This window comes from Phormidesmis priestleyi ULC007, from assembly GCF_001895925.1.
GTDB lineage: Bacteria > Cyanobacteriota > Cyanobacteriia > Leptolyngbyales > Leptolyngbyaceae > Phormidesmis_A > Phormidesmis_A priestleyi_A.
In genome coordinates, this window is record NZ_MPPI01000016.1 from 64,513 (window position 1) to 85,794 (window position 21,282).

Consider the following 21,282-nt stretch of genomic DNA (forward strand, 5'->3'; position numbering starts at 1 on the left):
ACAACTTTAGTTATTTTTATGGATCGGCTCTTATCACTTTCATATATTTTCTCTGTATACTTACGATTTCATATCAATGATTTCTTATTGCAGTTGAAACTTTTAAGTATTGTGTAGATCAGGGATTGAATGATGAAGCAGCAATATTTTTCAGATAGCGAGTGGGCAACTCTGTTGCAAACTCCTAAGCAAGCCATCTTGACGATCGTCCTTGCAGACAAAGCTGACCCAGTTTCCCTCTTAAAAGAAATGCAGGCAGCCGTTCAAATCATGGCAGCCGAACTACAGCGGGGGGATGTTTCTAGTGATCTAGTCAGGTCAGTGATTGCTTCCCTAAGAGAGGTTGTTGCCCAAGAGCCACTTCAGGGAGAGCAGTTGTTATTGAAGCAGCAGTCTGATTTGCTGGCAACGATTCAAACCTTTAACAGTGCGTCTGATGGGCAAAAACAGGCGATCGCTCACTTCAATGAAGTAGGAGCTATTCTGGTATCGAAAGTCCCGATCGGGCAGGCGGAAGAATTTAAGCAATGGATTTTAGCAATCGCTACTCAGGTCGCTCAAGCGGTTAAAGAGGAAGGTCTGTTTGGCATCGGCGGTGAACGGGTGAGCCGCCCGGAATCTGGGGCATTGTCATCCATTGATAATGCGTTAAGCTTTAAGCCCTAGAGACGAGATTACAGTTTGTGTGTTCTATAACTAAGAGACAAGGAGCCAACTAATGACAGGCTTTCTGATTGCTATCGTTGTGACCGCAGTGAGTTTGTTGATTATCTCTAAGCTACCCCTGGGTGTTGAGATTGATAGCCCAGTTAAAGCACTCATTGCGGGCGCAATTATTGGTGCATTTAATGGGCTTTATAGTTTGATTCCTGGTTGGCTGAGGGCAATCCCGGCGGTTTTTAGTTTGGGGCTAATTCCTCTCATTGGCAGCATTATTGTTTTTGGTTTAGCTGCCTGGTTAGTAGAAGGGTTCCGATTGCGGTGGGGGATTGGCAGTGCCATTCTGGGTGCGATCGCTCTAACAATTATTAACTCCATCCTATTTTTCATTTTGAATCAAATTCGCTTAGTCGCTGCTTGAGAACTGACTAGAGAACTCGCCTTTCTCGATTAATCTTGAGGCCTAACACCAAACCACTTGCGATAAATCTCCGCATAGGTGCCATTTTCCTTTAGGGTCAAGATCGCTTGATTAATGGGTTTGCGGTAAGGACTATCTCTCGGCATGACGATCGAATAAAACTGATCTCGAAACGGTGTTCCCACAATCTGAACCCTATCTCGCCTTTCATGGGAGGCATAGTAGAGCAATAAAGGACGGGGTGCCACGAGAGCATCGACTTTTTTAGCCAACAATGCTTCATAAGCCTGTTCGGGTTGAGGGAACTCTATCACTTGAAGGTTTTGCTTTTGCAAATAATCAAGGGCTTCGCTGTCTGCAACTACAGCAACAGGACGGTTTTGTAAATCACTTAATCCTTGAATACTGCCTTGAAGTTCTTGAACTGTTAACTCGGCGGTCATAATAGCCGTGAAATAGGCGACAAAAACAATGCCGACAAAGACCCAAAATAATGCTATAACCCTGGCCACAGCTCTTTTGGGCATTTCTTCTGCTTGCCCTACGAGGGCTAACATTGTCCACCAAAGCGCTTGAAAGATGCCGGGCAAATAGGATGGATTGTCAATCAATTCCTTGTTATTGCGTTCAAAATACCAGACGATATGCACGGGTATTAGCATCAAGAGGGTGACAATACCAAATAACCTGAGGAGACTGGGATCAAGCAATCTCTGCAATAACTTCCGCTCAGAGTGTCTAGTTTGTTCATCTCGATCGAGCACCATAATTTGCAACCCTCCAGAGAGAATCGGATGGGAGAAATCGAAATCCTGTTCTCGTTGTCTGGTAATGGCGATCGCGGCGATGCCCAAGTCAGCCTGCCCCAAACTAATCGCGTTCAGAATTTCGGGCACATTTGTATAGGTCTTCAGTTCCGCCTTTCTTTGCAATTGCTCTAGAATACTCCGTCCCAGATCGGCGCTAAACCCGACGATTTGTCCGTCTTTCTCAAAGACATCTGGTTTGATGAAGCGGGTTGCAATTCGCAGCGGTTGAGCGCTATTTGCCGCAGGGGGAAGTTCGGGAGAAGGGGATGGAGATTGAGTATGTGCAGGGGATGCCACGAATAATACCGTCAATAACAACAGAGCGATCAGTGCTCTTCGGGCCTTGTCTTGCCATCTTTTTGCACAGGATTGAGGGCGATCGCTGATTGCGCTGAGTGGTGTGCGATCGTTCCTTTGGATCAAGCAAGAAATGAGATAGCGCTTTGCTTTCACAGTCTGCCAAAGTGAAACTAATATATTATATCCTGTGTTCCTAAACCGTTGTCGTGGAGAAAAGCGTTGGCGCATCACGATCGGGTTGCAGGATACTTGGGCAGGGTTGTAGCGAACAGAAAACAAATTCCTGTGAACATCAGTGCAATCAACAGTGAAGTTTTCATGCCTGAATTGACCGCCTCAAGGTTAATCGATCGCAGCATAGGATAAATTGATGGCGGCACTTTGTTAACCAAGACTGTTCTGATTTCTTCTCTAGAAAGCGTTTGAATCATTTCTTGTAATTCAGCAATGACCAGACCGCGTTGAGCTGGCTCTAATGTTTTGCCAAGCTGTTGTAAGATGCCATCCACAATGTCGCGAGAGGCAAAAAATACTAGCAATGTACCGAGAATTGCTCTTCCCAATGAGCTACCCAAATTTTGAGCCGGATTATAAATTCCAGAGCCTTCCGGTTTCTCATCTACTGAAGCAGTTGAGTAAGTGAGACCCGTAATATACGACACAAATAACCCTGAACCTACACCCATAATAATTAACCCCGGCATCAGTTCAAGTGAGGTGACTTGAAGATGTAAGCTGATGTAGAGTGTCCAAATGCCACCCGCAAGCAGAGCAATCCCAGTATGCAGGACGTACTTGGGCACGAAGCGACCGCTCAAAGGCAAATACTTCAAAACGGCAACGACCACAATGATCATGGTCAGGTTATAGGGAATCACCGTCAGCGCAGTTCTAAATGGATTCAGCGATAGCGCAACAGGCACAAACTGATAGAGATTAAACTGCACCCCTGTTGTAATCAGCACATGCAGCATTGAAGTGAGTACTCCTAGTACAAATCCTCGCTTCCGCAAGAGTCCGGCTCGGAGTAAAGAAGCCCCACATCGGTCTGCCTGCCGTCGCTGCCAAAAGACGAAGAACCCTAGAGTAATCATCCCCACAGCCATTAATGTGGGCACGATCGAGAGCTGAAACGGTGGAATGACTAAACCTGCAACTGAAAACACGCGCTTCGGTTCCCACCAGCCAAATTCTCCTGCTAGGCTAACGCCTAGTAAAATAGAACCAAGTCCTAAAAATGAGAGCAATCCGCCGACCCAATCAATCGGCTGCTGACTGAGAACTGCCAGCTTTGGCAGCGATCGCCGCAACACCAAGATGACAAGAAGCACGCCGAGCGAGGGCAAAAATGCCCAACGCCAACTAAAGTTTGAGGCGAGATAGCCGCCCAGCAACCCACCAGACAAGCCGCCCAGCGACGAAGCCACAATTAGCACTAAGATTGCCCGCTCTGCCGCTTTGCCCTGGCAGAATAGATCCGCGATCGTCCAGGGGGCGCTAATTAAAGGAGTGGCAGCTAGACCCGTCAACAGCGCAAAACTGACCGTCAGCCCTGCGATCGTAGGGCTTAGGGAGGTCAGAACAATCCCGATGCCATAGACGATCAAGCCAATGACGAAGACGCGAGTTCGACCATAAAAGCGGCACAGGTTTTCTGTTGTGGGTGCGAAGGAAGCCGTGACCAGCGAGAAAAGTACGAGAATACTCTGAATATAGCCAACGCTCGAATCGAGATCTTGCACAATCGAGGGCATAATGGCGGGCACAACACTGACGTTATAGGCAATCATAAATAAGGTGAGACTAATTGCCCAAAAGCCCCGCCGCCCAAGTTGAACCGTCTGCGCTTGCTCCATGGAACACCTCTCAATCCTTTAGCCGCTATCAGGAATGAACAATCTTAAGAATGTTCCTTAAGATTGTAAAGAAGCAGATTGCTTTGTGTCCGATGGCGATGAACTCTTTTGAGCAATCATTACATAGTTGATCCACGTCGCCACTCTAAATTTTTCTTACTATTCTTTAAGTTTTATTATGCAATCACCTTTTGTAAATAATGGAACGATCGTAGCCATACAGCTTGATCTGACTAAAACTGAACTTTTCCCTTAAATTGTGTTGAACTGTTGGGAACGGAGGTATTGCAAGAACTTGAAATCACTCGTGAATCAAATACTTCAATGAAACACTTGCCAGAAGTGTTGATCACCCGCAAACCGTTGGCAGAAGAGGCAAAAGCTCGGACTTGACCTTCTAATGTAAAGCCATTAGAACCCATTGAGTTGCCTGCGCGACGGCGAGTGATTGCGCCATTATAGTTCACCTCTGCTGGGTTGCCTGCTGGTACGGCGAGGCTCAGAAGAAACTGAGATAATTTACCTTTTATATTAGAACAAGAAAATATGAAATTGATATGAAGGGACGTTTCTGCTTTAAGGGTAGTGTTGTAAGGACAATTGTGACTGATCGTTCAATCTGGCGGGGCCCGGCAGTGCCGTGTCCTCATCGTAAATTTTGGGTTTTCAAGTAAGTTTAATAAAGTCCTTAACGCTGAGTTGAACGCCGCTCGATCGGACGCAAAACCAGATAAGTGATTGCAGCGAACAACACGCCTAACCCGAAACCGATATCCATTCCATAAGGCGGATTAAACAGACCTGCGATCGGGCCCACAAAAGCGACTTGAGCCACTCCTAAGTAAACCCCAAATAATCCCAACGCCATCGCCACGATCGCTGCCCATCCACTGGGTAAGCGATCGGGATTGTTCCAGTCTTCAACATTATATTGTCCACGTCGGAAGCAGTGTTCGCTCACTAAAATAATTGCCCAAGGACCCAACCAATAGGCGATCAAGAGCAAGAAGGTTTCCAACGTTTGGTCAAAATTTCTAGAGGCACTAATAGCGATTACGGCATAGACAACTGACCCTGCCAGCGTCCAGATCCAGCGCTTAATTCGTTGAAAAACGCCGCCTAACACTTGAATTGAAAGCGCCAGACTATAATCGTTTGGAATATTGTTGGCAACCACACTCAGCGCCAACAACAGCATCATCACGGTTCCTAAACTGCCAAGTGGATTCAGTGCGGCTGCAACTAATTCTCCGCCACTCTTGCCGTTTAATGCGGGAACAGTCGTCAATAATACGCCGAGTGATTCTAACAAAACACACGGAATCCAGATGCCTAAAAAGGTCAGCCCAAACACTTTGGATGAGGGGGTTGTTTCTGGTTGTTTCGCGCTATAGTCTGCGGCATAAGGGCCCCAACCTGCGGCAGCACCATAAATTACGCCGCTAAATGACAGCAGGGACGCGACATAGGCTAGACCGCTCGATTTTGCCGTTACGATCGTGGCTTGAGGCACATTGATGACTGCGATTGCCAGAAAAATTAGCCCCATCGGCATCCAAGCATATCGCCCATAACGATGCACATAGCGATAGCCGTAAAGACTCACGCTCGTGGTCAGCGCTGTGATGCCTAAAATTCCTAACCAGCTTGGAACTATACCCCCACTCAACGCTTGTACTAACTGTCCGCCCACAATCACATTTACCACTGACCAGCCGAGGCAGGTAATGACATTGAACATTGCCATCACACTCGCACCTACCCAACCGAACGAAAAGCGCGCGATCGTCATTTGGCGTAAGCCGAGCTTCGGGCCCAAGGTCGCAAAAAATGCAACCGATGAAACGCCAAGGAGATTGAACACGACAATTACACCGATGCTGTCCCACACGCCCAGTCCAAATACATTGATTGCTAACGCGCCTAACACGATCGTGGAAAGCACGGTGTTTGCTGCCAGCCACAGGGTAAAGTTATCCAAAATCCGCACATGCGATCGTGCTGTCGGTAAAACGCGCTCGATCCCTTGCGCCTCAATGCCCTGCTTTGGACGAACATTTCTCTGTTCAACAACTCGGCTCATTGTTTTGTGATTTGGGGATGACTTTCCAATCGAAAAGTTTAACATTATTAATTTGATCAATCTGCGATCGCATCACCGACAATGTAAGATCTGCTCTCTCTATCTATTCATTAAGGAACAGCAATCTTATGGATGTGATTCCCGCGATCGACCTGCTAAATGGCAAGTGTGTGCGCCTCTATCAGGGCGATTATGATCAAGCCGAAGTCTTTAACGAAGATCCGGTTGCAATGGCGCAACAGTGGGTCAACCAAGGCGCAACCCGACTGCACCTCGTCGATCTAGACGGAGCCAAAGCTGGATATCCTGTGAATCTAGAGGCAATTTCAGCGATCGTGCGGGCCCTTGAGATCCCCATTCAGGTGGGGGGCGGCTTGCGCGATCGTCAAAGCGTCGCCGATTTGTTATCAACTGGCGTTCAACGTGCCATTATAGGAACCGTTGCCGTCGAAAAACCCGAATTAGTCGCAGCGCTCTGCCGCGAGTTTCCTGGACAGATCATCGTCGGCATCGATGCCCGAAACGGACGGGTTGCCACCAAAGGCTGGCTCGAAACCTCAGAAGTTGTCGCCACCGAGTTAGCCGAACGAATGGCACAATTAGGGGTAGCAGCAATTATTTACACTGACATTCATCGGGACGGCACCCTTCAAGGACCCAACTTAGAGGCACTGCGAGAACTAGCCTCCGTCGTTGCAATTCCGGTAATCGCGTCAGGAGGCGTGAGTTCGGTGACTGATTTGTTGAGCTTGTTGGCACTCGAATCTCAGGGGGTGACAGGGGCGATCGTTGGTCGTGCCCTCTATACAGGCGACGTATCGCTTAAAGAAGCCGTCCGCGCCGTTGGTCAGGGTCGCTGGCAAGACGTTCCGACCGATCTTGGCTCATCTGCCTTTGCTTAATTGAGACAGATCTCAAAAACTAGCCAGGTGAATAAATTCTAATCTGTCAACCTGTGATAGCAGTAGGGGCAATCCCGGCGAGATGCCCTCCGTCAGGGGTAGGCACGGGGCCGCTACCCCTACAGTTATTTCATCTCATTCAGTAGCGCCAAATTTGGCGCTCTTTGGTATTTTTTCAGCAATTTCTGACCAATTTCTAAAAACCGAAGGAAAATAGAACCGTAGCAACTCTCATTCTTCATCATCAGTAAAAAAACATGGCTAACACTAGTAACTTCCGGCAATCAGTCCAGGATGCAAAAAGTCAATCGATCGTCGGCTCAAATGTCATTTCCAAAGCCCTACCCGTGCTGGGTGGCGGGCTTATATTGACCGCAGTTGGCACATTTGGCGGCTTGCAGGTGATGGAAAACAGTCCTCAAATCTTTATGCCCACATTTATTGGGGCAGTGATTTTACAACTGATTTTATTCTTCGTCGCTTCCAGCGTAGCTCAAAAAGGCAACAACGGCGTTGCGCTACCCCTGCTTGCGACCTATAGCTTGCTGACAGGCTACACCCTGAGCGGAATTGTGTCTTTGGCACTGCAAACTCCAGGAGTTGGCATCAATGGAGTCGGGATTGCTGCACTCGGCTGTGGCGTGACGTTTATTGCAGCTCGATCGATCGGCTCTAATCTGTCTGAGAAAGACGGCATGGCGCTAACCAAAACCGTGCAGCTTGGAGTCATTGCACTGTTTGTAGTGTTGATGGGTCAGCTATTGCTTCATCTGTTTGGAATTCATACACCCAGCTTTTTAGAAGTTGCGATTTCCGGCATTGGCGTATTGCTGTTTGTCGGTGCAGCGGTGGTTGACTTCTTTGTTCTGCCTCGCACTTACCGCGATGATCAATATATTTCTGCTGCTCTGTCAATGTATCTAACCTACATCAATTTGTTTGTGTTTATTCTGAGATTTATGATCGCAATCGGCGGTCGTGATTAGTTCTGATTCTCGATCTGTTTAGTCAATGATTAAAGGAGACGTAAATATTTCGTCTCCTCTTTTATTGAGGAAAGACTCTAGACAATTCTAAAATGAGAGGCAATGTGATGGGCGACTGACAGCGTATTGTTGCCCGATCGGACACGAGCTTAAGCAACTCGCGGATTAGCTTAGTTAAACAAACCTCATGAGGTCTTCCCTTGGCTGCCATTTCAAAAAGTTCTCCTCGAATTAACTCAACGCGATCGTGCTCCCCAAAAAAACCGAGTTCACCCAAGCGGTGATAGTCTTCTAGGGTAAAGCGCTTAACAGTTGGGACGTTAGGACGTTTGAGCGCAGGGAGATTCATAGTTGTCACATTAAAATCATCTCGTTGATCGAATTGTAGCGGACTGTCCTTTAGAATAAGCATCTAGTCTATTGTTCAAAGGGTATGCAGATTCAGATTCAGACCTTCACTGTTCATAAGCGGTTTGCCCTCACTATCAGTCGCGGCACCACTGCTCAGACAACAAACATCTGGGTCAGAATTGAGCATGACGGCATCGAAGGCTGGGGAGAAGCCGCACCGTTTTCAGTCGGAGAAAAGCCCCAGACCACCGAAGCGATCGCCCGTTCTCTACAAGCGATCGCGCCGCTACTCAAAGCCTTGAACCCGCTCGAACGTCAGCGCATCGATCGCTTAATGGCAGAAACTCGCCTCCCATCAGCCGCCCGTGCTGCCTTAGATGTGGCGCTTCATGACTGGGTGGGCAAACAGGCAAATCTACCGCTCTGGCAACTGTGGGGGTTAGAGCGCGATCGCATTGTTCCAACTTCGGTGACGATCGGCATCAGTTCGCCCGAAGATGCCAAGCAGCGCGTGTGGGATTGGTTGGGCAAAGGCACGATCGCGGCACCACTCCAAGGCATTCAGGCGCTAAAAATCAAACTCGGCAACCCTGATGGTATGGAAGCCGATCAAGCAATGCTGTTAGCCGTCAAAGCAGCCGCGCCGCACATTTCGCAAATTAGTGTCGATGCTAACGGGGGCTGGAATGTAAACACGGCGCTCAAAATGTCGTTCTGGCTGGCAGATCAGGGCATCACTTATATCGAGCAACCGTTACTCAAAGGTCAAGAAGCCGACCTCGCAAAGCTTTATTACCAGTCTCCTCTGCCCATTTTTGTCGATGAAAGCTGTTTTACTAGTCGAGATATTCCTTTGTTGGTCGATCGAGTGCATGGCATCAATATCAAATTGCTCAAGTCAGGCGGTTTGTCAGAAGCGTTACGAATGATTCACACTGCAAAAGCGTTTGGGCTAAAGGTGATGCTTGGCTGCTATTCAGACAGCTCACTTTTGAATACAGCATTGGCGCATCTCTCTCCATTAGCCGATCACTTGGATTTAGATAGTCATTTAAACTTGTTGGATGATCCGTTTGTGGGTGCGGTGTTTCAAAACGGACGAGTCGTGCCCAACAATCAACCGGGGTTAGGCGTACGATTTAGAAATTAGCTGTGGAATGAACAAGCCTAAAACTTCTGCTATCAGGTTTCAGGAATTTTGGGAAACTGACATTTCACATTGATTTCCAGGTTGCAGCCACCTTTCGCGTTGGCAATATAAGGCACTCCCGCTTCGCTGCTGATGTTGATGCCAAATTTGAGGGTGACTTCGCTGACTTCTGCCATCGCGACACCTTTGAAAGCATTCAGCGTGTAGAGGGTGTAGGCTCGGATAGTGTGTTCGATCGCTTGAAAATTTTGTGTAATTTGCTTCTGCGGTTCGTCTGTAAACAAGCCTCGTTTAGGATCACCTGTGCCAATGGGCTTATCGGGTACAAGAACGCCAGAAGCTGTATTTTCGATCGCTTCGATGTAGATCGTGGTTCCGTCGTCGAGAGTAATTGGGGTGAGTCGTCCCATTGATGTTTAACCGTTGCAGTTTGTCTACAGTTTAGCTTTGATAGGTGCTGTTCCTACACCTGAATTGTTGCACTTTATATTAGCTGGGCAACATTTTCGTAGAGGGCTTCGATCGCGCAAGCAAAGCCAATGCTGGCAAATTCAACGGTGTCTCCGGCTCGATAAATTTGGGGCATCCACAAGTTGTCATTGCGCTGAAATCGTTCGACCAGAATTTGTTTTTGGTGGATCAGAGCATATTCTTCAAATTCTGAGATTGATTTGTAATCGGCGAATTTATCGCCTCGGTCAAAGGCTTCTGTTGAATCGGATAGCACTTCAATGATCAGCTTGGGATGCAGGATGAAGTCTTCGTCGGAGCGACGATCTCGCTCGTCGCAAGTAACCGCTAAATCGGGATAGTAGAAAAGATTTAAGGTAGGCAGGCGAACCTTCATATCTGTAGCATAGGAAATACAGCCTGTACTGCGTAGATAATTGACGAGTAAAGCAGAGAGATTGCCTGTGATGATGACATGAGCTTTGCTTGCCCCTGCCATTGCCACGATTTGTCCCTGAAGGTATTCGTGTTTGATAGGGCTGATGCGCTCAATCTCTAAATAGTCTTCGGGGGCGAAGTAGGCATGGTTTTTACTAACGGTCATCACCTGTGTTCCCTAGAGACTGATCTTGACTATATTGCACTGCGGCTTCAACATTGCTGCTGGATGGCGACGATCGCCCTGGTCAAGCAAAGCAGTAATACCGCTCGTGTCTGCTAAAACATCTAAGCTTCTTGCCATAGTAACGCTTCATCCTGCTCTGACAAGTCCGATCGTCCTCTTGTACCTCATACTCCGTTTTTGGCTTCTTCCCAAGAAATCGTCTGCCCCTGTTGAGCTTGAGTAATGCTCTGGCAGTTTTGCAATGAAGTCGCTGTCTGTAAGGATGTCGAGGGTTTCGAGGAGGGCAGTCAGGTGGGCATAGCTCAGGGCTGCCATCGCCGGAATGCCGTCTTGGGAATGATCACGGGTTCGTGGGTGAGTTGGTTAGGTAGGCTAGGAAGCTGCTGTTGGGCTTGGGCGATCGTCAGTCGTTTTGGCATGGTAAAGGGGAACCAGTCGGTGTATTTAATGTAGCACTGTCCGCTTTTCAGTTTCGTTGCAGCGATCGCTCCTCTCTCTATCACTCCAGACCGAGCGCACCCGCAATTCTGACTGGTGATGCGGTACATTGCGATCGCAAAATTCTACTTTGCAGAAGAGGTGCGATGGACTGTTAGCGATCGCCGCATCATAATGGGAAAATCTGACCCGATCGCCCTATTCAACCTCTCCTAATTCAACAACATCTGATCCCAGTTTATGCCTCGCATTTATCTCGATGTTTGCTGCTTTAACCGCCTGTTTGATGACCAATCTCAAGCTCGAATTCGCATCGAAACGGAAGCAGTTTTGGGGATTTTGGAACGTTGCGAGGTGGGTGAGTGGGAACTGATTGGAAGTGAGATGATTGAGACTGAAGTGTCTCAGATTGCTGATCAAGAGCGGCGGCAGCGAATTGAAAGTGCTTTAGAAATGGCTCGATCGCGCATCATAGTAGATGATAGGATTGAAAATCGAGGCAATGAGCTTCAAAGCTTGGGGTTTCAAGGATTTGATGCGATCCATGTTGCCTGTGCTGAGATGGCTCAAGCGGATGTTTTTTTATCAACCGACGATCGGTTGTTGAGAAGAGCCGTTCGATATCGTGAACGGCTTACCGTTACAGTCAATAATCCTGCGATATGGTTTATTGCAATGGTTCAAGCAGGAGGCGCTGAAGATGACCCCAATGGAACTTAGACAACAAGGTTTGGCGGTGTTGCATAAGGAACTAGGCTATGTTGGTATGGTGCGGTTCCTCCAGCAGTTTGAGGCTGGAAGTGGTGACTATGCGAAGGATCGTCATCAGTGGCAGGATGGGCTGACTGTTGCAGAAATCACGGCGCAAGTTAAGCACCGTCGCGATCGCACGTAGCTTTGAAAATGCTGGATGTTCCTGCAATGCACCTTTTCTCTAGTGCGATCGCGCCTGCTATAGAGAGGCGATCGTAACGATCATCCATTTGTGGGGATACGATCGCTGTCATAACGGAGGGGTGGGATCGGCGAGGAGTAGGGCAATCGTTCTTCTCCCTCTATCACTTTATCCCGATCGCGCCCTCACTTCTGATGGGTGATGCGGCACAGGTTGCGATCGCTTTCACTTGCTTTCCTTACAGAAAGCTTTCGACTCTAGCAGTAATTTCTTGTAAAACGTCTAAAAGCGTTGGAGCAGAAGAGGTGGTCACATTCTCCTCACTGCCATCATGCTTGTGATTTGGATAAGTGGGTAGATTCAGTTTTTTATGATGTGGAGTGTTGTCATAACGAAAAATTAAACTATTCGTGGCATCCATATACTGATAAGCATACATATCTCGATCGACACTAATCTCTACACTGACGAACTCTCGAACACGAAGTATGGAACCATCAGTAAATTTAATTTCGGCTCGAATGAATCCTTCATAGGTGTCTCGTTTTTCGCCGTCTAATGTAAAAGAAGTTAATTGTGAGCAAGTTGAAATAGCCGTTTCAATCTGTTGAAAATAAGCTTCAAGTGGCAAATTCAATTCCTCGCAATCTTTCCACTTTCTCTTGTAAACGTTGAAGTAAGCGGAATTCTCCAATCCATTCGTCAAGTTCTAGAGTTTCCTGAAACTCATCGTTCTCGTAGCGATGCAAAAATTCCTTAGTAGAAAGTTGATATTTCTCCTCGAAGTCTCGAAGCCGTTGGGCAGTCTGCTGAATTCCGGCTTCAGTAGAATGTAGAGCTTCAGCGATCGCACCCTCGATTAGGGGTTGCAGTGAGCCTGAATGTTTAGAGATGAGTTTGAGTTCAGTCATAGAACTTGCTAAAGGGTTTGAACGGCTGCTTTACGCTAGCGCTTTCATTTTAGCGGAGCGGTACGATCGGGAAGGAGTGGCGCGATCTCGTCACGGCAAGCAATCGTGTCCTTACCTTTTGCTGGTAATGCCGCAGATTTGGCGATCGCTGAAAAAGAGTGGTCATTCATTCACTGGCGGCAGAAGCAGTGGTTCTAGTAGTGGTAAAAGTTTAGGTAGTTTGGTCTGAACTACGTCCCACACAATATCAAGATCAACCTGATCATACTCATGAACAATTACATTTCGCATTCCCGCGATTTCTCGCCAGGAAATCTCTGGATGCTGCTGACGAAAATCAGAGGATAGACGTTTGGTTGCTTCACCAATGATTGTAATTTGATACAGCAGGGCTGAAACTTTTTCATCGTTTGTTTCCAAATCTATCCGATTGACTCCGGCTGCATAGCGCAGAGTGCGTCGAATGGCTCTTTCAATATCAATTAAAGATTCATTGTCGCGTGGCATAAATAACCTGTGCAGAAGTCAAAATATTGTTACGTCGTAACCAGTTTTGGCTACGCTCGATCGCAGTCTTGACGATTAGATCAACCTTGCGACCAAAGAGAGTTTGCAGTTCATCCTGCATCTGAATCGTTTCGGTTAGACCCCGTTTGGCATCTGGAGCAAACGTGACTAAGACATCAATATCACTGTTCTGGTTAAAGTCATCGCGCAACACGGAGCCAAACAGAGCAAATTCGGTAATTTGCCAGCGATCGCAAAATGCCTGAATTTCTGCCATTGGTAACTCAAAGTGTTTAAAGTCTCCTGGTTCCATAGTTGAAATCATCTCGTGAAACGGAGTGTTGAAGCGTTAGTGAGCTTGAGTAATGCTCTGACGCAGTTTTGCAACGAATTCGCTGTCTGTGAGGATGTCGAGGGTTTCGAGGAGGGCAGTCAGGTGGGCATAGCTCAGGGCTGCCATCACCGGAATGCCCTCCTGGGTAATGATTACGGGTTCTTGGGTGAGTTCGTTAGGTAGGCTAGGAAGCTGCTGTTGGGCTTGGGCGATCGTCAGTCGTTTTAGCATAGTAAAGATGAACCAGTGGGTGTATTGAATGTAGCACTGTCCGCTTTTCAGTTTCATTGCAGCGATCGCGCCTCTCTATCACTCCAGCCCGATCGCGCGTAGCTTTGAAAATGCTGGATGTTTCTGCAATGCACTTTTTCTCTAGTGCGATCGCTCCTGCCTGGACAGGTGATCGTAACCCATCATCCATTTGTGGGGGTACGATCGCTGTTATGGCGAAGAGGCACGATCGAGGAACATTAGCCTGATCGCATCAGAGAAGACGATCGCTGTCACGTTGCTTCTCTTCAGATTTTTGACTTTAACAGCGTTGAGTGCGGTGTTTGTACTCTAATCATGCGGCGATCGCGACGGCAGAGTGCTGTTGCTTGAATTCATGCAGGAGTTGAAAGAAGTGGTCAAACCCTGTTTTTTCGTCATGGCAGGTGAGCATGATCAGCTTTGCCCAGGAGGTGACGCTGGTGACACCAAGTTTTTGCTGAAGCCACGGCTGGAACTCGTCGTAGAACTGGGCTTCGGCAACTGTGAGTTCAATTGCGAGCTGGGTGCGGGCAAATTCGTAGCCGTTGAGAAACATGAGTAGGTCGCTGACGGAGGGGCGACCGAGATACAGCCCAGGATTGGTGTGGATTTGTTCTAAAACCTCGAAGAGTCCTAGCATGGGGGTCTCCTAGTCTGGTTTTGACTGCTGTAGTGAGTCTAATTCTTCCAGAAGGAACTGTCCACTCCGGCAGTGGAAGTCATTTAGCCAGTTCTCGCGTGACATTCCCTCTGGGGATAGGTTATCAAAAACTTTGCCCAAGACTTCCACGCCATAGTGAGTTCCATTTTCTGTGATGGATTGATTAGAGGTGATGCGATCGCTAACAATATAAAGGTCACTACGACGTTTGGTTTTAAGCTTGAGGATTTTGCCAGGGATGTTCTGACTGATAAATATTCTTGACGATATCAGCTTTAATTGATCGAACTCTCACTTTTCACAAAGGATACCGCACCTGAATCGATACGCTCTCATTTTAGCGGAGAGGCACGATCGAGGAGAAATAGCTCAATCTCATTATGGTTAGAAAGCGATCGGACGCTTACTTTTCGCGGGTGATGTTGCACAGTTGGCGATCGCTTTTTCGACAACTTTCTTATTTTTACGTCTCCAAAGCAATGATTTTCTCTAACTCTGCTACTAGCGGCGGCAAATCGTTTGTGACAACTTCCCAAACAATATCCAGGTCGATTTCAAAATAGGCATGGGTTAGGCGGTTTCGCATTCCAATCATTTGCAACCAGGGCACTTGAGGATATTTGGCTTTACAATCAGCCGAAACCCTGCCCGCTGCTTCGCCAATAATTTCGATGTCTTTAACCAGCGCTAGTGTTAGCATACGATCGCTGTCTAAATCTTTTCGAGTGCAGTTTTCGACAAAGCTCATGGCTTCGATCGCGGAATCTTGCATGTGGCGCAGTCGAGTCGGGTCGTCAATCCTGGACATATTGCACTAAGGCTTCACTAAGGACACGATCTCGGATGTAGCGGCTGAGTTCTTGGGGGGTTCGCAAATCGACGGTGCGATCGCCCAGTAGATGGGAGAGTTCTTGCTGCATGGTGACGATCGCAAAGCCAGGTGTTGATCCTGGCTCGAATTCAACTAAGACATCGACATCGCTGTCGGGGCTGAAATCGTCTCTGAGAACGGAGCCAAATAGAGAGAGGCGACGGATTTGGTGTCGCTGGCAAAATTCAGCAATTTTAGCTTGAGAAATTTGAATGGGAAGTGTGGGTTGCATAATTCATCCATTTTTTGCTGATAATGCCGCACATTTGGCGATCGCTTTATTTTTCCACTCATCTAGCAGTTTTCCCAGTAAAGTGTAAATGTCTTGGTGAGTGGGTTAGGTAGGCTAGGAAGCTGCTGTTGAGCTTGGGCGATCGTCAGTCGTTTTAGCATAGTACAAGATGAACCAGTGGGTGTATTGAATGTAGCACTGTCCGCTTTTCAGTTTCATTGCAGCGATCGCGCCTCTCTCTCTATCACTCCAGCCCGATCGCGCGTAGCTTTGAAAATGCTGGATGTTCCTGCAATGCACTTTTTCTCTAGTGCGATCGCTCTTGCCTAAATGGGCGATCGTAAGTTCCTATTATCCATCTGCGGAGGTACGATCGAGGAGAAATAGATATAGCCCGCACTATGGCAGAGAAGACGATCGGGCGCTTACTTTTTGCGGGTGATGTTGCACAGTTGGCGATCGCTCTACTGGGCAAGAAACTATACTGGAAATAACTTTGCTCAACACTTGCAAAAGTATGCAGACCTATGAAGAAATTCTAACCCTGGTGCAAAAACTTAATCTTGACGATCGGTTTCGGTTGTTGGAAGATCTGAGGCTTTTGATTTACGAGCCAGTTATGGTTGAGGGTACAGATGAGGTGATGCCTGCTGAGGTGATCGCCGAAAGCGACGCAGCTTTACGAGATTATCAAGCCGGACGAGATCCCGGATTAGCTTCAGCCGCGTTGAAAAAAAAGTTGTTTGGTAGAGACGTTGGCTGATTGGGATTATATTCTGCTGAAGCCTGCTCAAAAATATTTGGAGCGGATGCAACCCGATGATCAGATTTGAGTCATTAGCGCTTTGGATTCGCTGATTACCGATTTAAGTGTGCTTGATGTAAAACCTCTGCAAGGCAGACCTGAGTTTTGCTTGCGAGTGGGCAAATATCGGATTTTGTTTGTTGAGGACTCAGAGAACAAAGTCTATGTCGTTACGACGATCGGCTCTCGCGAGAATGTTCACAAGTAGAGTGGGGCGATCGCTTTCACTTGTTTTCCTTACAGAAAGCCTTCATTTTAGCGGAGAGGCACGATCGAGGAGAAATAGCTCGATCGCGTCATGGCTAGGAAGCGATCGGACGCTCAATTCCGATCGATCATGTCGTACGTCTAGCCAATAAAGTTGATTGAGTCAACGAAAATTACTGGTTTTTTAAGCTTTCAAGTTCTTTGGGAGTGAAGGGATTTTGACCGGAACGAAGGGCATCGATCCAGCGTTGCCGTTGGGCTTTCTGCTCGTCGGAGATTTCTGACTTGAGATAGGCTTGAAAGTCGGCAATGGCTCCTGCTGAATTGCCCGTTAGCGCTCTAGCCAACCCTCGACTATTCCGATATTCAGCATCATTACCAGGGGCGAGACTAACTGCATTTTCACAGGCAAACAAAACTTGCTTGGCAGACCCGTTGAGGCTACCAAACCAGCAAAGTGTATCCCAACTCTTAGCCGAGATCTTGAGATCTGGAAGTAGCTCTTGAGCTTTTGCATAACTTGACAGGGCTGCCTCAATTGCTCCTGCTTTGGCTAGTTCTTTTCCTCTATCAACAAAGGCTGGAGCAGCAAATGTAATAGCTTCAGTCTGAGGATTTAGCTTTAAGTTAGGGTCACGTTTTACGGCTTCCTGCAACATCTGAATTGCACCTTCGACATCTTTAGCTTTTGCTAATTCTCTGGCTGGGGGCACCAGCGTTGCGGCGTTCGCGTTTAGGAAAGACTGATTCTGACAGATTTCTAATCCTGGTTGTGCTTCAGCGTGAATGGGTAAGTAATCTCGCAGCCAGTAACAGCCGAGGGTGGCTAAACTGTCTAAGTTCAAATTCCACAGCTTGATGGTGTTATCGACACTGCCCGAGGCGATCGTTTGTCCATCCGGGCTGAAATTAATACTAAGCACAGGATCATTGTGTCCATTCAACGTAGTGATCAGCGCCCCATCTCGCTTCCACAGCTTGATGGTGTCAAAACTGCCAGAGGCGATCGTTTGTCCATCCGGGCTGAAGCTGACACTGTACACAGAATCATTGTGTCCATTCAGCGTAGTGATCAGCGCCCCATCTCGCTTCCACAGCTTGATAGTGCTATCCCCACTGCCAGAGGCGATCGTTTGTCCATCCGGGCTGAAGCTAACACTGCTCACAAAAGCATTGTGTCCACTCAGCGTAGTGATCAGCGTCCCGTCTCGCTTCCACAGCTTGATGGTTTTATCATTACTGCCAGAGGCGATCGTTTGCCCATCTGGGCTGAAGCTGACACTGTACACAGAATCACTGTGTCCATTCAGCGTAGTGATCAGCGTTCCGTCTCGCTTCCACAGCTTGATGGTTTTATCATTACTGCCAGAGGCGATTGTTTGTCCATCCGGGCTGAAGCTGACACTGCCCACAACAGCGTTGTGTCCATTCAGCGTGGTGATCAGCGTTCCGTCTCGCTTCCATAGCTTGATGGTTTTATCATCACTGCCAGAGGCGATGGTTTGTCCATCCCGGCTGAAGCTGACACTCCTCACAACAGCATTGTGTCCATTCAGCGTGGTGATCAGCGTTCCGTCTCGCTTCCATAGCTTGATGGTTTTATCATCACTGCCAGAGGCGATCGTTTGTTCATCCGGGCTGAAGCTGACACTCCTCACAACAGCATTGTGTCCACTCAGCGTGGTGGTTGGCGTTCCGTCTCGCTTCCACAGCTTGATAGTGCTATCCCCACTGCCAGAGGCGATCGTTTGTTCATCTGGGCTGAAGCTGACACTGAACAAAACAGCATTATGTCCACTCAGGGTGGTGATCAGCGTCCCGTCTCGCTTCCACAGCTTGATGGTCTTATCGAAACTGCCTGAGGCGATTGTTTGTCCATCCGGGCTGAAGCTGACACTTCTCACAGCAGCATTGTGTCCACTCAGCGTGGTGGTTGGCGTTCCGTCTCGCTTCCACAGCTTGATAGTGCTATCCCCACTGCCAGAGGCGATTGTTTGTCCATCCGGGCTGAAGCTGACACTCCACACAGAATTATTATGTCCATTCAGGGTGGTGATCAGCGTCCCGTCTCGCTTCCACAGCTTGATGGTCTTGTCGGCACTGCCTGAGGCGATTGTTTGTCCGTCGGGGCTAAAGCTGACATTGTACACAGAATCATTGTGTCCATTCAGCGTAGTGATCAGCGTCCCGTCTCGCTTCCACAGCTTGATAGTCTTATCTAAACTGCCCGAGGCGATCGTTTGTCCATCCGGGCTGAAGCTAACACTGCTCACAAAAGCATTGTGTCCACTCAGCGTAGTGATCAGCGTTCCGTCTCGCTTCCACAGCTTGATGGTCTTATCGGCACTGCCCGAGGCGATGGTTTGTCCATCCGGGCTGAAGCTGACACTCAACACAGACTCATTGTGTCCATTCAGCGTAGTGATCAGCGTCCCGTCTCGCTTCCACAGCTTGATAGTATTATCTAGACTGCCCGAGGCGATGGTTTGTCCATCCGGGCTGAAGCTGACACTGTAGACATAAGCAGTGTGCGGCATGCTGTTCTGTTCCTTCACCCTGTAAACTGCTTGCTGAAGGGCTGCTACCGTCTGCATCTGCGTGTAGTCTTTTGCCCAAACAGAGCGATCAAGCTGTCTGAGTTGTTGCGCTGCTCTTAATCCTGTCAGTAACGCCTTAAACGGTTCACCAGAGAGAAACTCTTCTTTAGAAGAGGCACTTTTGAGTCTGACATCGGCTGCTGCAATCATCAAACTCGCTAAATTCACTTTTGTCAAAATCTGTTGTCTTTCTGCTCTGGCTGTGCTTAATTCTCTGTTTGCCACCTGCACGTTTTGCTCTGCTTTGTCAGATGCCGCCTGTGCCGATCGATATTCTCGCTGGATTTCCGTTAATTCCGTTTTTGTTTTTGCAACATTCTGTTGCAGCTTCTGCTGTGCTTGCTGCGCTCTCTGCCTTGCTTGCTGTGCTTGCTGCTGTGACTGCGCCAAATTCCGGCTGGCAACTCTAACATTTTGCTCAGACTTTTTTGACTGGTCTAGTAAAGTCTGATTTTCCTGCGAGATCTGCTGATTGTCCTGACGGGCTGTTTTAACCGCTGCAACCGCTTGATCTCGTTCGCTATTGGCAGCAATCACTGTTTGCGTACTTTGCCAAGCCGAAAACCCTGCTGCGATCGCGCCTGTCAGCATCACCCCCAACGCAACCGCCCCCAACCGAATCCGCTGATTAGCTTTGCGGTTCGCCTCTGAAAGCACCTGCTTTGCCTGCTCTTCCGCCGCCAGTTTTAGCTTTACCTGCTGCGTTTCTAGCTCCTGGCTCATCCCCAAAAAGCGGTAATCTGCATCGTCTAACCGCTTTCCTTGTGACCAGGCGAGTGCGTCTCGATAGGCTTGCCCTCGCAGCAACCGCGATTCATCCTGCATTCCAGAATCAAGCCAAGCCGCGATCGCAGATCCATAAGGTCTTAGTGTCGCTAGCGATCGCTCTAACCAATCGCGATTAAATACCTGCTGATAAACCTGGTTATAAACCTGTAGCGTTCCCTCGCGCTTCACGACCACGCCCGTTAGCCGCAAATCTACCTGCTCTGCGCTATCATCTGCGCCAACTTCACCCTGTTGAATAATCTGCTGATAGAGTCCCAGTAGTCGCCCCGTGCGCTGTTCTCCGCTTAAGAGGAGGCGATCGCGAATCGTCTTCAAATGCTCTGGCGTATCCTGCGCTTCCCAATTCTCAATCACTCTGCTTTTAACGAGAGCGCTCACCCAAGCGGCTTCTTGTCCGATCGAGGCAGAATCATTTGCACTCAAAATCAACTTACAAACTTTTTGCGTCAAAAACGGCTGTCCACCCGTCCAAGTCAAAACGGCTTGCATCAGTGCTGTGGGATCGCTCGACTTCACCGCTAAACCCTGAACCAAAGGGTCAGCCTCATGCAACTGAAACCCCATCAGTTCGATCGGGCGACCCACATTAAACGGCGTTCGCTGCTTGTCTTGCATCAAGTCAGAGGGGGTTGTCACCCCTAGCAGCGCAAACGTTAAGCGATCGTAGTCTGGCTTCTCCGATCGGCGGTTATAGCACTCTCGAATCAATGCAAAAAAGTCATCGAGGTTAAACGGCAAACTCAGAACACTGTCAATCTCATCAATAAAGACCACGATCGGTTGCGGAATCGCGGTCAGCAATACTTCACCAATAAACTTGTCAAACCGCCGCACATACGAAAGTAAACGGTGTTCTTCCCACCAACTGTAGAGATCAAACGTCTCGTACAGATCCAAGCTGCTGACAATGCTATCGATCACACTGCTATACCATTGCTCTGGCTGCATATCTGAGGTGCCGATGCGCGTAAGGTCGATCGCCGCACACGCTACACCTTCCGCCTGCAATCGCTGCATCGTCTGCACTTTCAGACTCGACTTCCCCATCTGCCGAGAATTCAGCACATAGCAAAACGGGTGCGACCTTTATTTGATACCCTTAGAGCGCAATGGAAAAGCCATATTGATTCAGCTTGTTCCAGAATTGATCCCAACGGGTTGAGGTTAAGACTAACGCTCTCAAACTCAGA

30 protein-coding genes are annotated in these 21,282 nt (G+C 48.2%); 10 read left to right on the plus strand and 20 right to left on the minus strand.

Annotated elements, in window-relative coordinates; genetic code table 11:
* Positions 1 to 129 precede the first annotated feature (129 nt).
* Both BRW63_RS15155 and BRW63_RS15160 read left to right on the plus strand, forming a co-directional pair.
* Complete coding sequence (locus BRW63_RS15155; protein WP_223257394.1) at positions 130 to 666, plus strand: hypothetical protein; 537 nt, start codon at positions 130 to 132, stop codon at positions 664 to 666.
* Positions 667 to 718: 52 nt separating this feature from the next.
* A complete protein-coding gene (locus BRW63_RS15160) occupies positions 719 to 1,081 on the plus strand; it encodes a phage holin family protein (RefSeq protein ID WP_073072488.1) in 363 nt (120 codons plus the stop codon).
* A gap of 29 nt (positions 1,082 to 1,110) precedes the next feature.
* Here the strand turns inward: BRW63_RS15160 and BRW63_RS15165 are convergent, their stop codons facing one another.
* The 4 genes from BRW63_RS15165 to BRW63_RS15180 form a co-directional block, all read right to left on the minus strand.
* Entirely contained in the window at positions 1,111 to 2,187 is a 1,077-nt protein-coding gene (locus BRW63_RS15165; RefSeq protein ID WP_181314407.1) for a transporter substrate-binding domain-containing protein, read from the minus strand.
* A gap of 230 nt (positions 2,188 to 2,417) precedes the next feature.
* Positions 2,418 to 4,046 carry an MFS transporter gene (locus BRW63_RS15170; RefSeq protein WP_073072489.1) on the minus strand — a complete coding sequence of 543 codons (1,629 nt, stop codon included), beginning with the start codon at positions 4,044 to 4,046 and terminating at the stop codon, positions 2,418 to 2,420.
* A gap of 233 nt (positions 4,047 to 4,279) precedes the next feature.
* On the minus strand, positions 4,280 to 4,513 hold the full coding sequence (locus tag BRW63_RS15175) for a hypothetical protein (RefSeq protein ID WP_073072491.1): 234 nt from the start codon (positions 4,511 to 4,513) through the stop codon (positions 4,280 to 4,282).
* A 221-nt stretch (positions 4,514 to 4,734) separates the two neighbouring features.
* The gene (locus BRW63_RS15180; RefSeq protein ID WP_181314408.1) at positions 4,735 to 6,129 is read right to left on the minus strand and encodes a purine-cytosine permease family protein; all 1,395 of its coding nucleotides are present in this window, start codon (positions 6,127 to 6,129) and stop codon (positions 4,735 to 4,737) included.
* 128 nt (positions 6,130 to 6,257) lie between these two features.
* Between BRW63_RS15180 and hisA the strand changes: the two genes are divergently transcribed.
* Both hisA and BRW63_RS15190 read left to right on the plus strand, forming a co-directional pair.
* Complete coding sequence (hisA, locus tag BRW63_RS15185) at positions 6,258 to 7,031, plus strand: 1-(5-phosphoribosyl)-5-[(5-phosphoribosylamino)methylideneamino]imidazole-4-carboxamide isomerase (RefSeq protein ID WP_073072495.1); 774 nt, start codon at positions 6,258 to 6,260, stop codon at positions 7,029 to 7,031.
* A 257-nt stretch (positions 7,032 to 7,288) separates the two neighbouring features.
* A complete protein-coding gene (locus tag BRW63_RS15190; protein ID WP_073072497.1) occupies positions 7,289 to 8,017 on the plus strand; it encodes a Bax inhibitor-1/YccA family protein in 729 nt (242 codons plus the stop codon).
* A gap of 61 nt (positions 8,018 to 8,078) precedes the next feature.
* Here the strand turns inward: BRW63_RS15190 and BRW63_RS15195 are convergent, their stop codons facing one another.
* A complete protein-coding gene (locus BRW63_RS15195) occupies positions 8,079 to 8,366 on the minus strand; it encodes a Uma2 family endonuclease (RefSeq protein WP_083582976.1) in 288 nt (95 codons plus the stop codon).
* An 84-nt stretch (positions 8,367 to 8,450) separates the two neighbouring features.
* Here BRW63_RS15195 and BRW63_RS15200 point away from each other — a divergent pair, with 84 nt between their 5' ends.
* Positions 8,451 to 9,518, plus strand: coding sequence for a dipeptide epimerase (locus tag BRW63_RS15200; protein WP_073072500.1), 1,068 nt, complete (start codon positions 8,451 to 8,453; stop codon positions 9,516 to 9,518).
* 32 nt (positions 9,519 to 9,550) lie between these two features.
* On the opposite strand, the gene BRW63_RS15205 is transcribed toward BRW63_RS15200, so the two are convergent.
* The 4 genes from BRW63_RS15205 to BRW63_RS28960 all read right to left on the minus strand — a co-directional run bounded on the left by BRW63_RS15205 (position 9,551) and on the right by BRW63_RS28960 (position 11,141).
* Complete coding sequence (locus BRW63_RS15205) at positions 9,551 to 9,928, minus strand: CU044_2847 family protein (RefSeq protein ID WP_073072502.1); 378 nt, start codon at positions 9,926 to 9,928, stop codon at positions 9,551 to 9,553.
* Between the two features lie 74 nt (positions 9,929 to 10,002).
* Positions 10,003 to 10,572 carry a Uma2 family endonuclease gene (locus tag BRW63_RS15210; protein WP_073072504.1) on the minus strand — a complete coding sequence of 190 codons (570 nt, stop codon included), beginning with the start codon at positions 10,570 to 10,572 and terminating at the stop codon, positions 10,003 to 10,005.
* 12 nt (positions 10,573 to 10,584) lie between these two features.
* Positions 10,585 to 10,710 carry a hypothetical protein gene (locus BRW63_RS29560; protein ID WP_262983538.1) on the minus strand — a complete coding sequence of 42 codons (126 nt, stop codon included), beginning with the start codon at positions 10,708 to 10,710 and terminating at the stop codon, positions 10,585 to 10,587.
* A gap of 185 nt (positions 10,711 to 10,895) precedes the next feature.
* Complete coding sequence (locus BRW63_RS28960; protein ID WP_219898574.1) at positions 10,896 to 11,141, minus strand: hypothetical protein; 246 nt, start codon at positions 11,139 to 11,141, stop codon at positions 10,896 to 10,898.
* Positions 11,142 to 11,271: 130 nt separating this feature from the next.
* Between BRW63_RS28960 and BRW63_RS15220 the strand changes: the two genes are divergently transcribed.
* The gene (locus BRW63_RS15220) at positions 11,272 to 11,751 is read left to right on the plus strand and encodes a type II toxin-antitoxin system VapC family toxin (protein WP_073072508.1); all 480 of its coding nucleotides are present in this window, start codon (positions 11,272 to 11,274) and stop codon (positions 11,749 to 11,751) included.
* On the plus strand, positions 11,741 to 11,926 hold the full coding sequence (locus tag BRW63_RS15225; protein WP_223257395.1) for a hypothetical protein: 186 nt from the start codon (positions 11,741 to 11,743) through the stop codon (positions 11,924 to 11,926). Before BRW63_RS15220 ends, BRW63_RS15225 begins: the two co-directional genes overlap by 11 nt.
* Before the next feature lie 238 nt (positions 11,927 to 12,164).
* On the opposite strand, the gene BRW63_RS15230 is transcribed toward BRW63_RS15225, so the two are convergent.
* From BRW63_RS15230 to BRW63_RS15250, 6 genes are read right to left on the minus strand one after another with little or no spacing between them, the layout of a single operon-like run.
* Positions 12,165 to 12,557 carry a toxin-antitoxin system TumE family protein gene (locus BRW63_RS15230; RefSeq protein WP_073072511.1) on the minus strand — a complete coding sequence of 131 codons (393 nt, stop codon included), beginning with the start codon at positions 12,555 to 12,557 and terminating at the stop codon, positions 12,165 to 12,167.
* Entirely contained in the window at positions 12,547 to 12,837 is a 291-nt protein-coding gene (locus BRW63_RS15235; RefSeq protein WP_073072513.1) for a hypothetical protein, read from the minus strand. Before BRW63_RS15235 ends, BRW63_RS15230 begins: the two co-directional genes overlap by 11 nt.
* Before the next feature lie 44 nt (positions 12,838 to 12,881).
* Positions 12,882 to 13,007 carry a hypothetical protein gene (locus tag BRW63_RS29565; RefSeq protein ID WP_262983539.1) on the minus strand — a complete coding sequence of 42 codons (126 nt, stop codon included), beginning with the start codon at positions 13,005 to 13,007 and terminating at the stop codon, positions 12,882 to 12,884.
* Entirely contained in the window at positions 13,000 to 13,344 is a 345-nt protein-coding gene (locus BRW63_RS15240; protein WP_073072515.1) for a HepT-like ribonuclease domain-containing protein, read from the minus strand. The genes BRW63_RS29565 and BRW63_RS15240 overlap by 8 nt, the downstream gene beginning before the upstream one ends.
* Positions 13,328 to 13,669, minus strand: coding sequence for a nucleotidyltransferase family protein (locus tag BRW63_RS15245; protein ID WP_219898578.1), 342 nt, complete (start codon positions 13,667 to 13,669; stop codon positions 13,328 to 13,330). Before BRW63_RS15245 ends, BRW63_RS15240 begins: the two co-directional genes overlap by 17 nt.
* Positions 13,670 to 13,693: 24 nt before the next feature.
* The gene (locus tag BRW63_RS15250; RefSeq protein WP_223257396.1) at positions 13,694 to 13,966 is read right to left on the minus strand and encodes a type II toxin-antitoxin system Phd/YefM family antitoxin; all 273 of its coding nucleotides are present in this window, start codon (positions 13,964 to 13,966) and stop codon (positions 13,694 to 13,696) included.
* Positions 13,967 to 14,026: 60 nt separating this feature from the next.
* Between BRW63_RS15250 and BRW63_RS29570 the strand changes: the two genes are divergently transcribed.
* Positions 14,027 to 14,152 carry a hypothetical protein gene (locus tag BRW63_RS29570; RefSeq protein ID WP_262983540.1) on the plus strand — a complete coding sequence of 42 codons (126 nt, stop codon included), beginning with the start codon at positions 14,027 to 14,029 and terminating at the stop codon, positions 14,150 to 14,152.
* 91 nt (positions 14,153 to 14,243) lie between these two features.
* Here BRW63_RS29570 and BRW63_RS15255 read toward each other — a convergent pair whose 3' ends face one another.
* The 4 genes from BRW63_RS15255 to BRW63_RS15270 form a co-directional block, all read right to left on the minus strand.
* Positions 14,244 to 14,570 carry a hypothetical protein gene (locus BRW63_RS15255; protein ID WP_073072519.1) on the minus strand — a complete coding sequence of 109 codons (327 nt, stop codon included), beginning with the start codon at positions 14,568 to 14,570 and terminating at the stop codon, positions 14,244 to 14,246.
* Between the two features lie 9 nt (positions 14,571 to 14,579).
* The gene (locus BRW63_RS29975) at positions 14,580 to 14,864 is read right to left on the minus strand and encodes a papain fold toxin domain-containing protein (RefSeq protein ID WP_083582971.1); all 285 of its coding nucleotides are present in this window, start codon (positions 14,862 to 14,864) and stop codon (positions 14,580 to 14,582) included.
* A 190-nt stretch (positions 14,865 to 15,054) separates the two neighbouring features.
* Positions 15,055 to 15,399, minus strand: coding sequence for a HepT-like ribonuclease domain-containing protein (locus BRW63_RS15265; protein ID WP_073072522.1), 345 nt, complete (start codon positions 15,397 to 15,399; stop codon positions 15,055 to 15,057).
* Positions 15,386 to 15,694 carry a nucleotidyltransferase family protein gene (locus tag BRW63_RS15270; RefSeq protein WP_073072524.1) on the minus strand — a complete coding sequence of 103 codons (309 nt, stop codon included), beginning with the start codon at positions 15,692 to 15,694 and terminating at the stop codon, positions 15,386 to 15,388. Before BRW63_RS15270 ends, BRW63_RS15265 begins: the two co-directional genes overlap by 14 nt.
* A 517-nt stretch (positions 15,695 to 16,211) precedes the next feature.
* Here BRW63_RS15270 and BRW63_RS15275 point away from each other — a divergent pair.
* Complete coding sequence (locus BRW63_RS15275; RefSeq protein ID WP_073072525.1) at positions 16,212 to 16,457, plus strand: hypothetical protein; 246 nt, start codon at positions 16,212 to 16,214, stop codon at positions 16,455 to 16,457.
* Between the two features lie 82 nt (positions 16,458 to 16,539).
* Positions 16,540 to 16,707 (plus strand): type II toxin-antitoxin system RelE family toxin, encoded by a 168-nt coding sequence (locus BRW63_RS15280; RefSeq protein ID WP_219898580.1) that lies wholly within the window; start codon positions 16,540 to 16,542, stop codon positions 16,705 to 16,707.
* Between the two features lie 172 nt (positions 16,708 to 16,879).
* Here BRW63_RS15280 and BRW63_RS15285 read toward each other — a convergent pair whose 3' ends face one another.
* Positions 16,880 to 21,157, minus strand: coding sequence for an AAA-like domain-containing protein (locus tag BRW63_RS15285; RefSeq protein ID WP_083582972.1), 4,278 nt, complete (start codon positions 21,155 to 21,157; stop codon positions 16,880 to 16,882).
* Positions 21,158 to 21,282 lie beyond the last annotated feature (125 nt).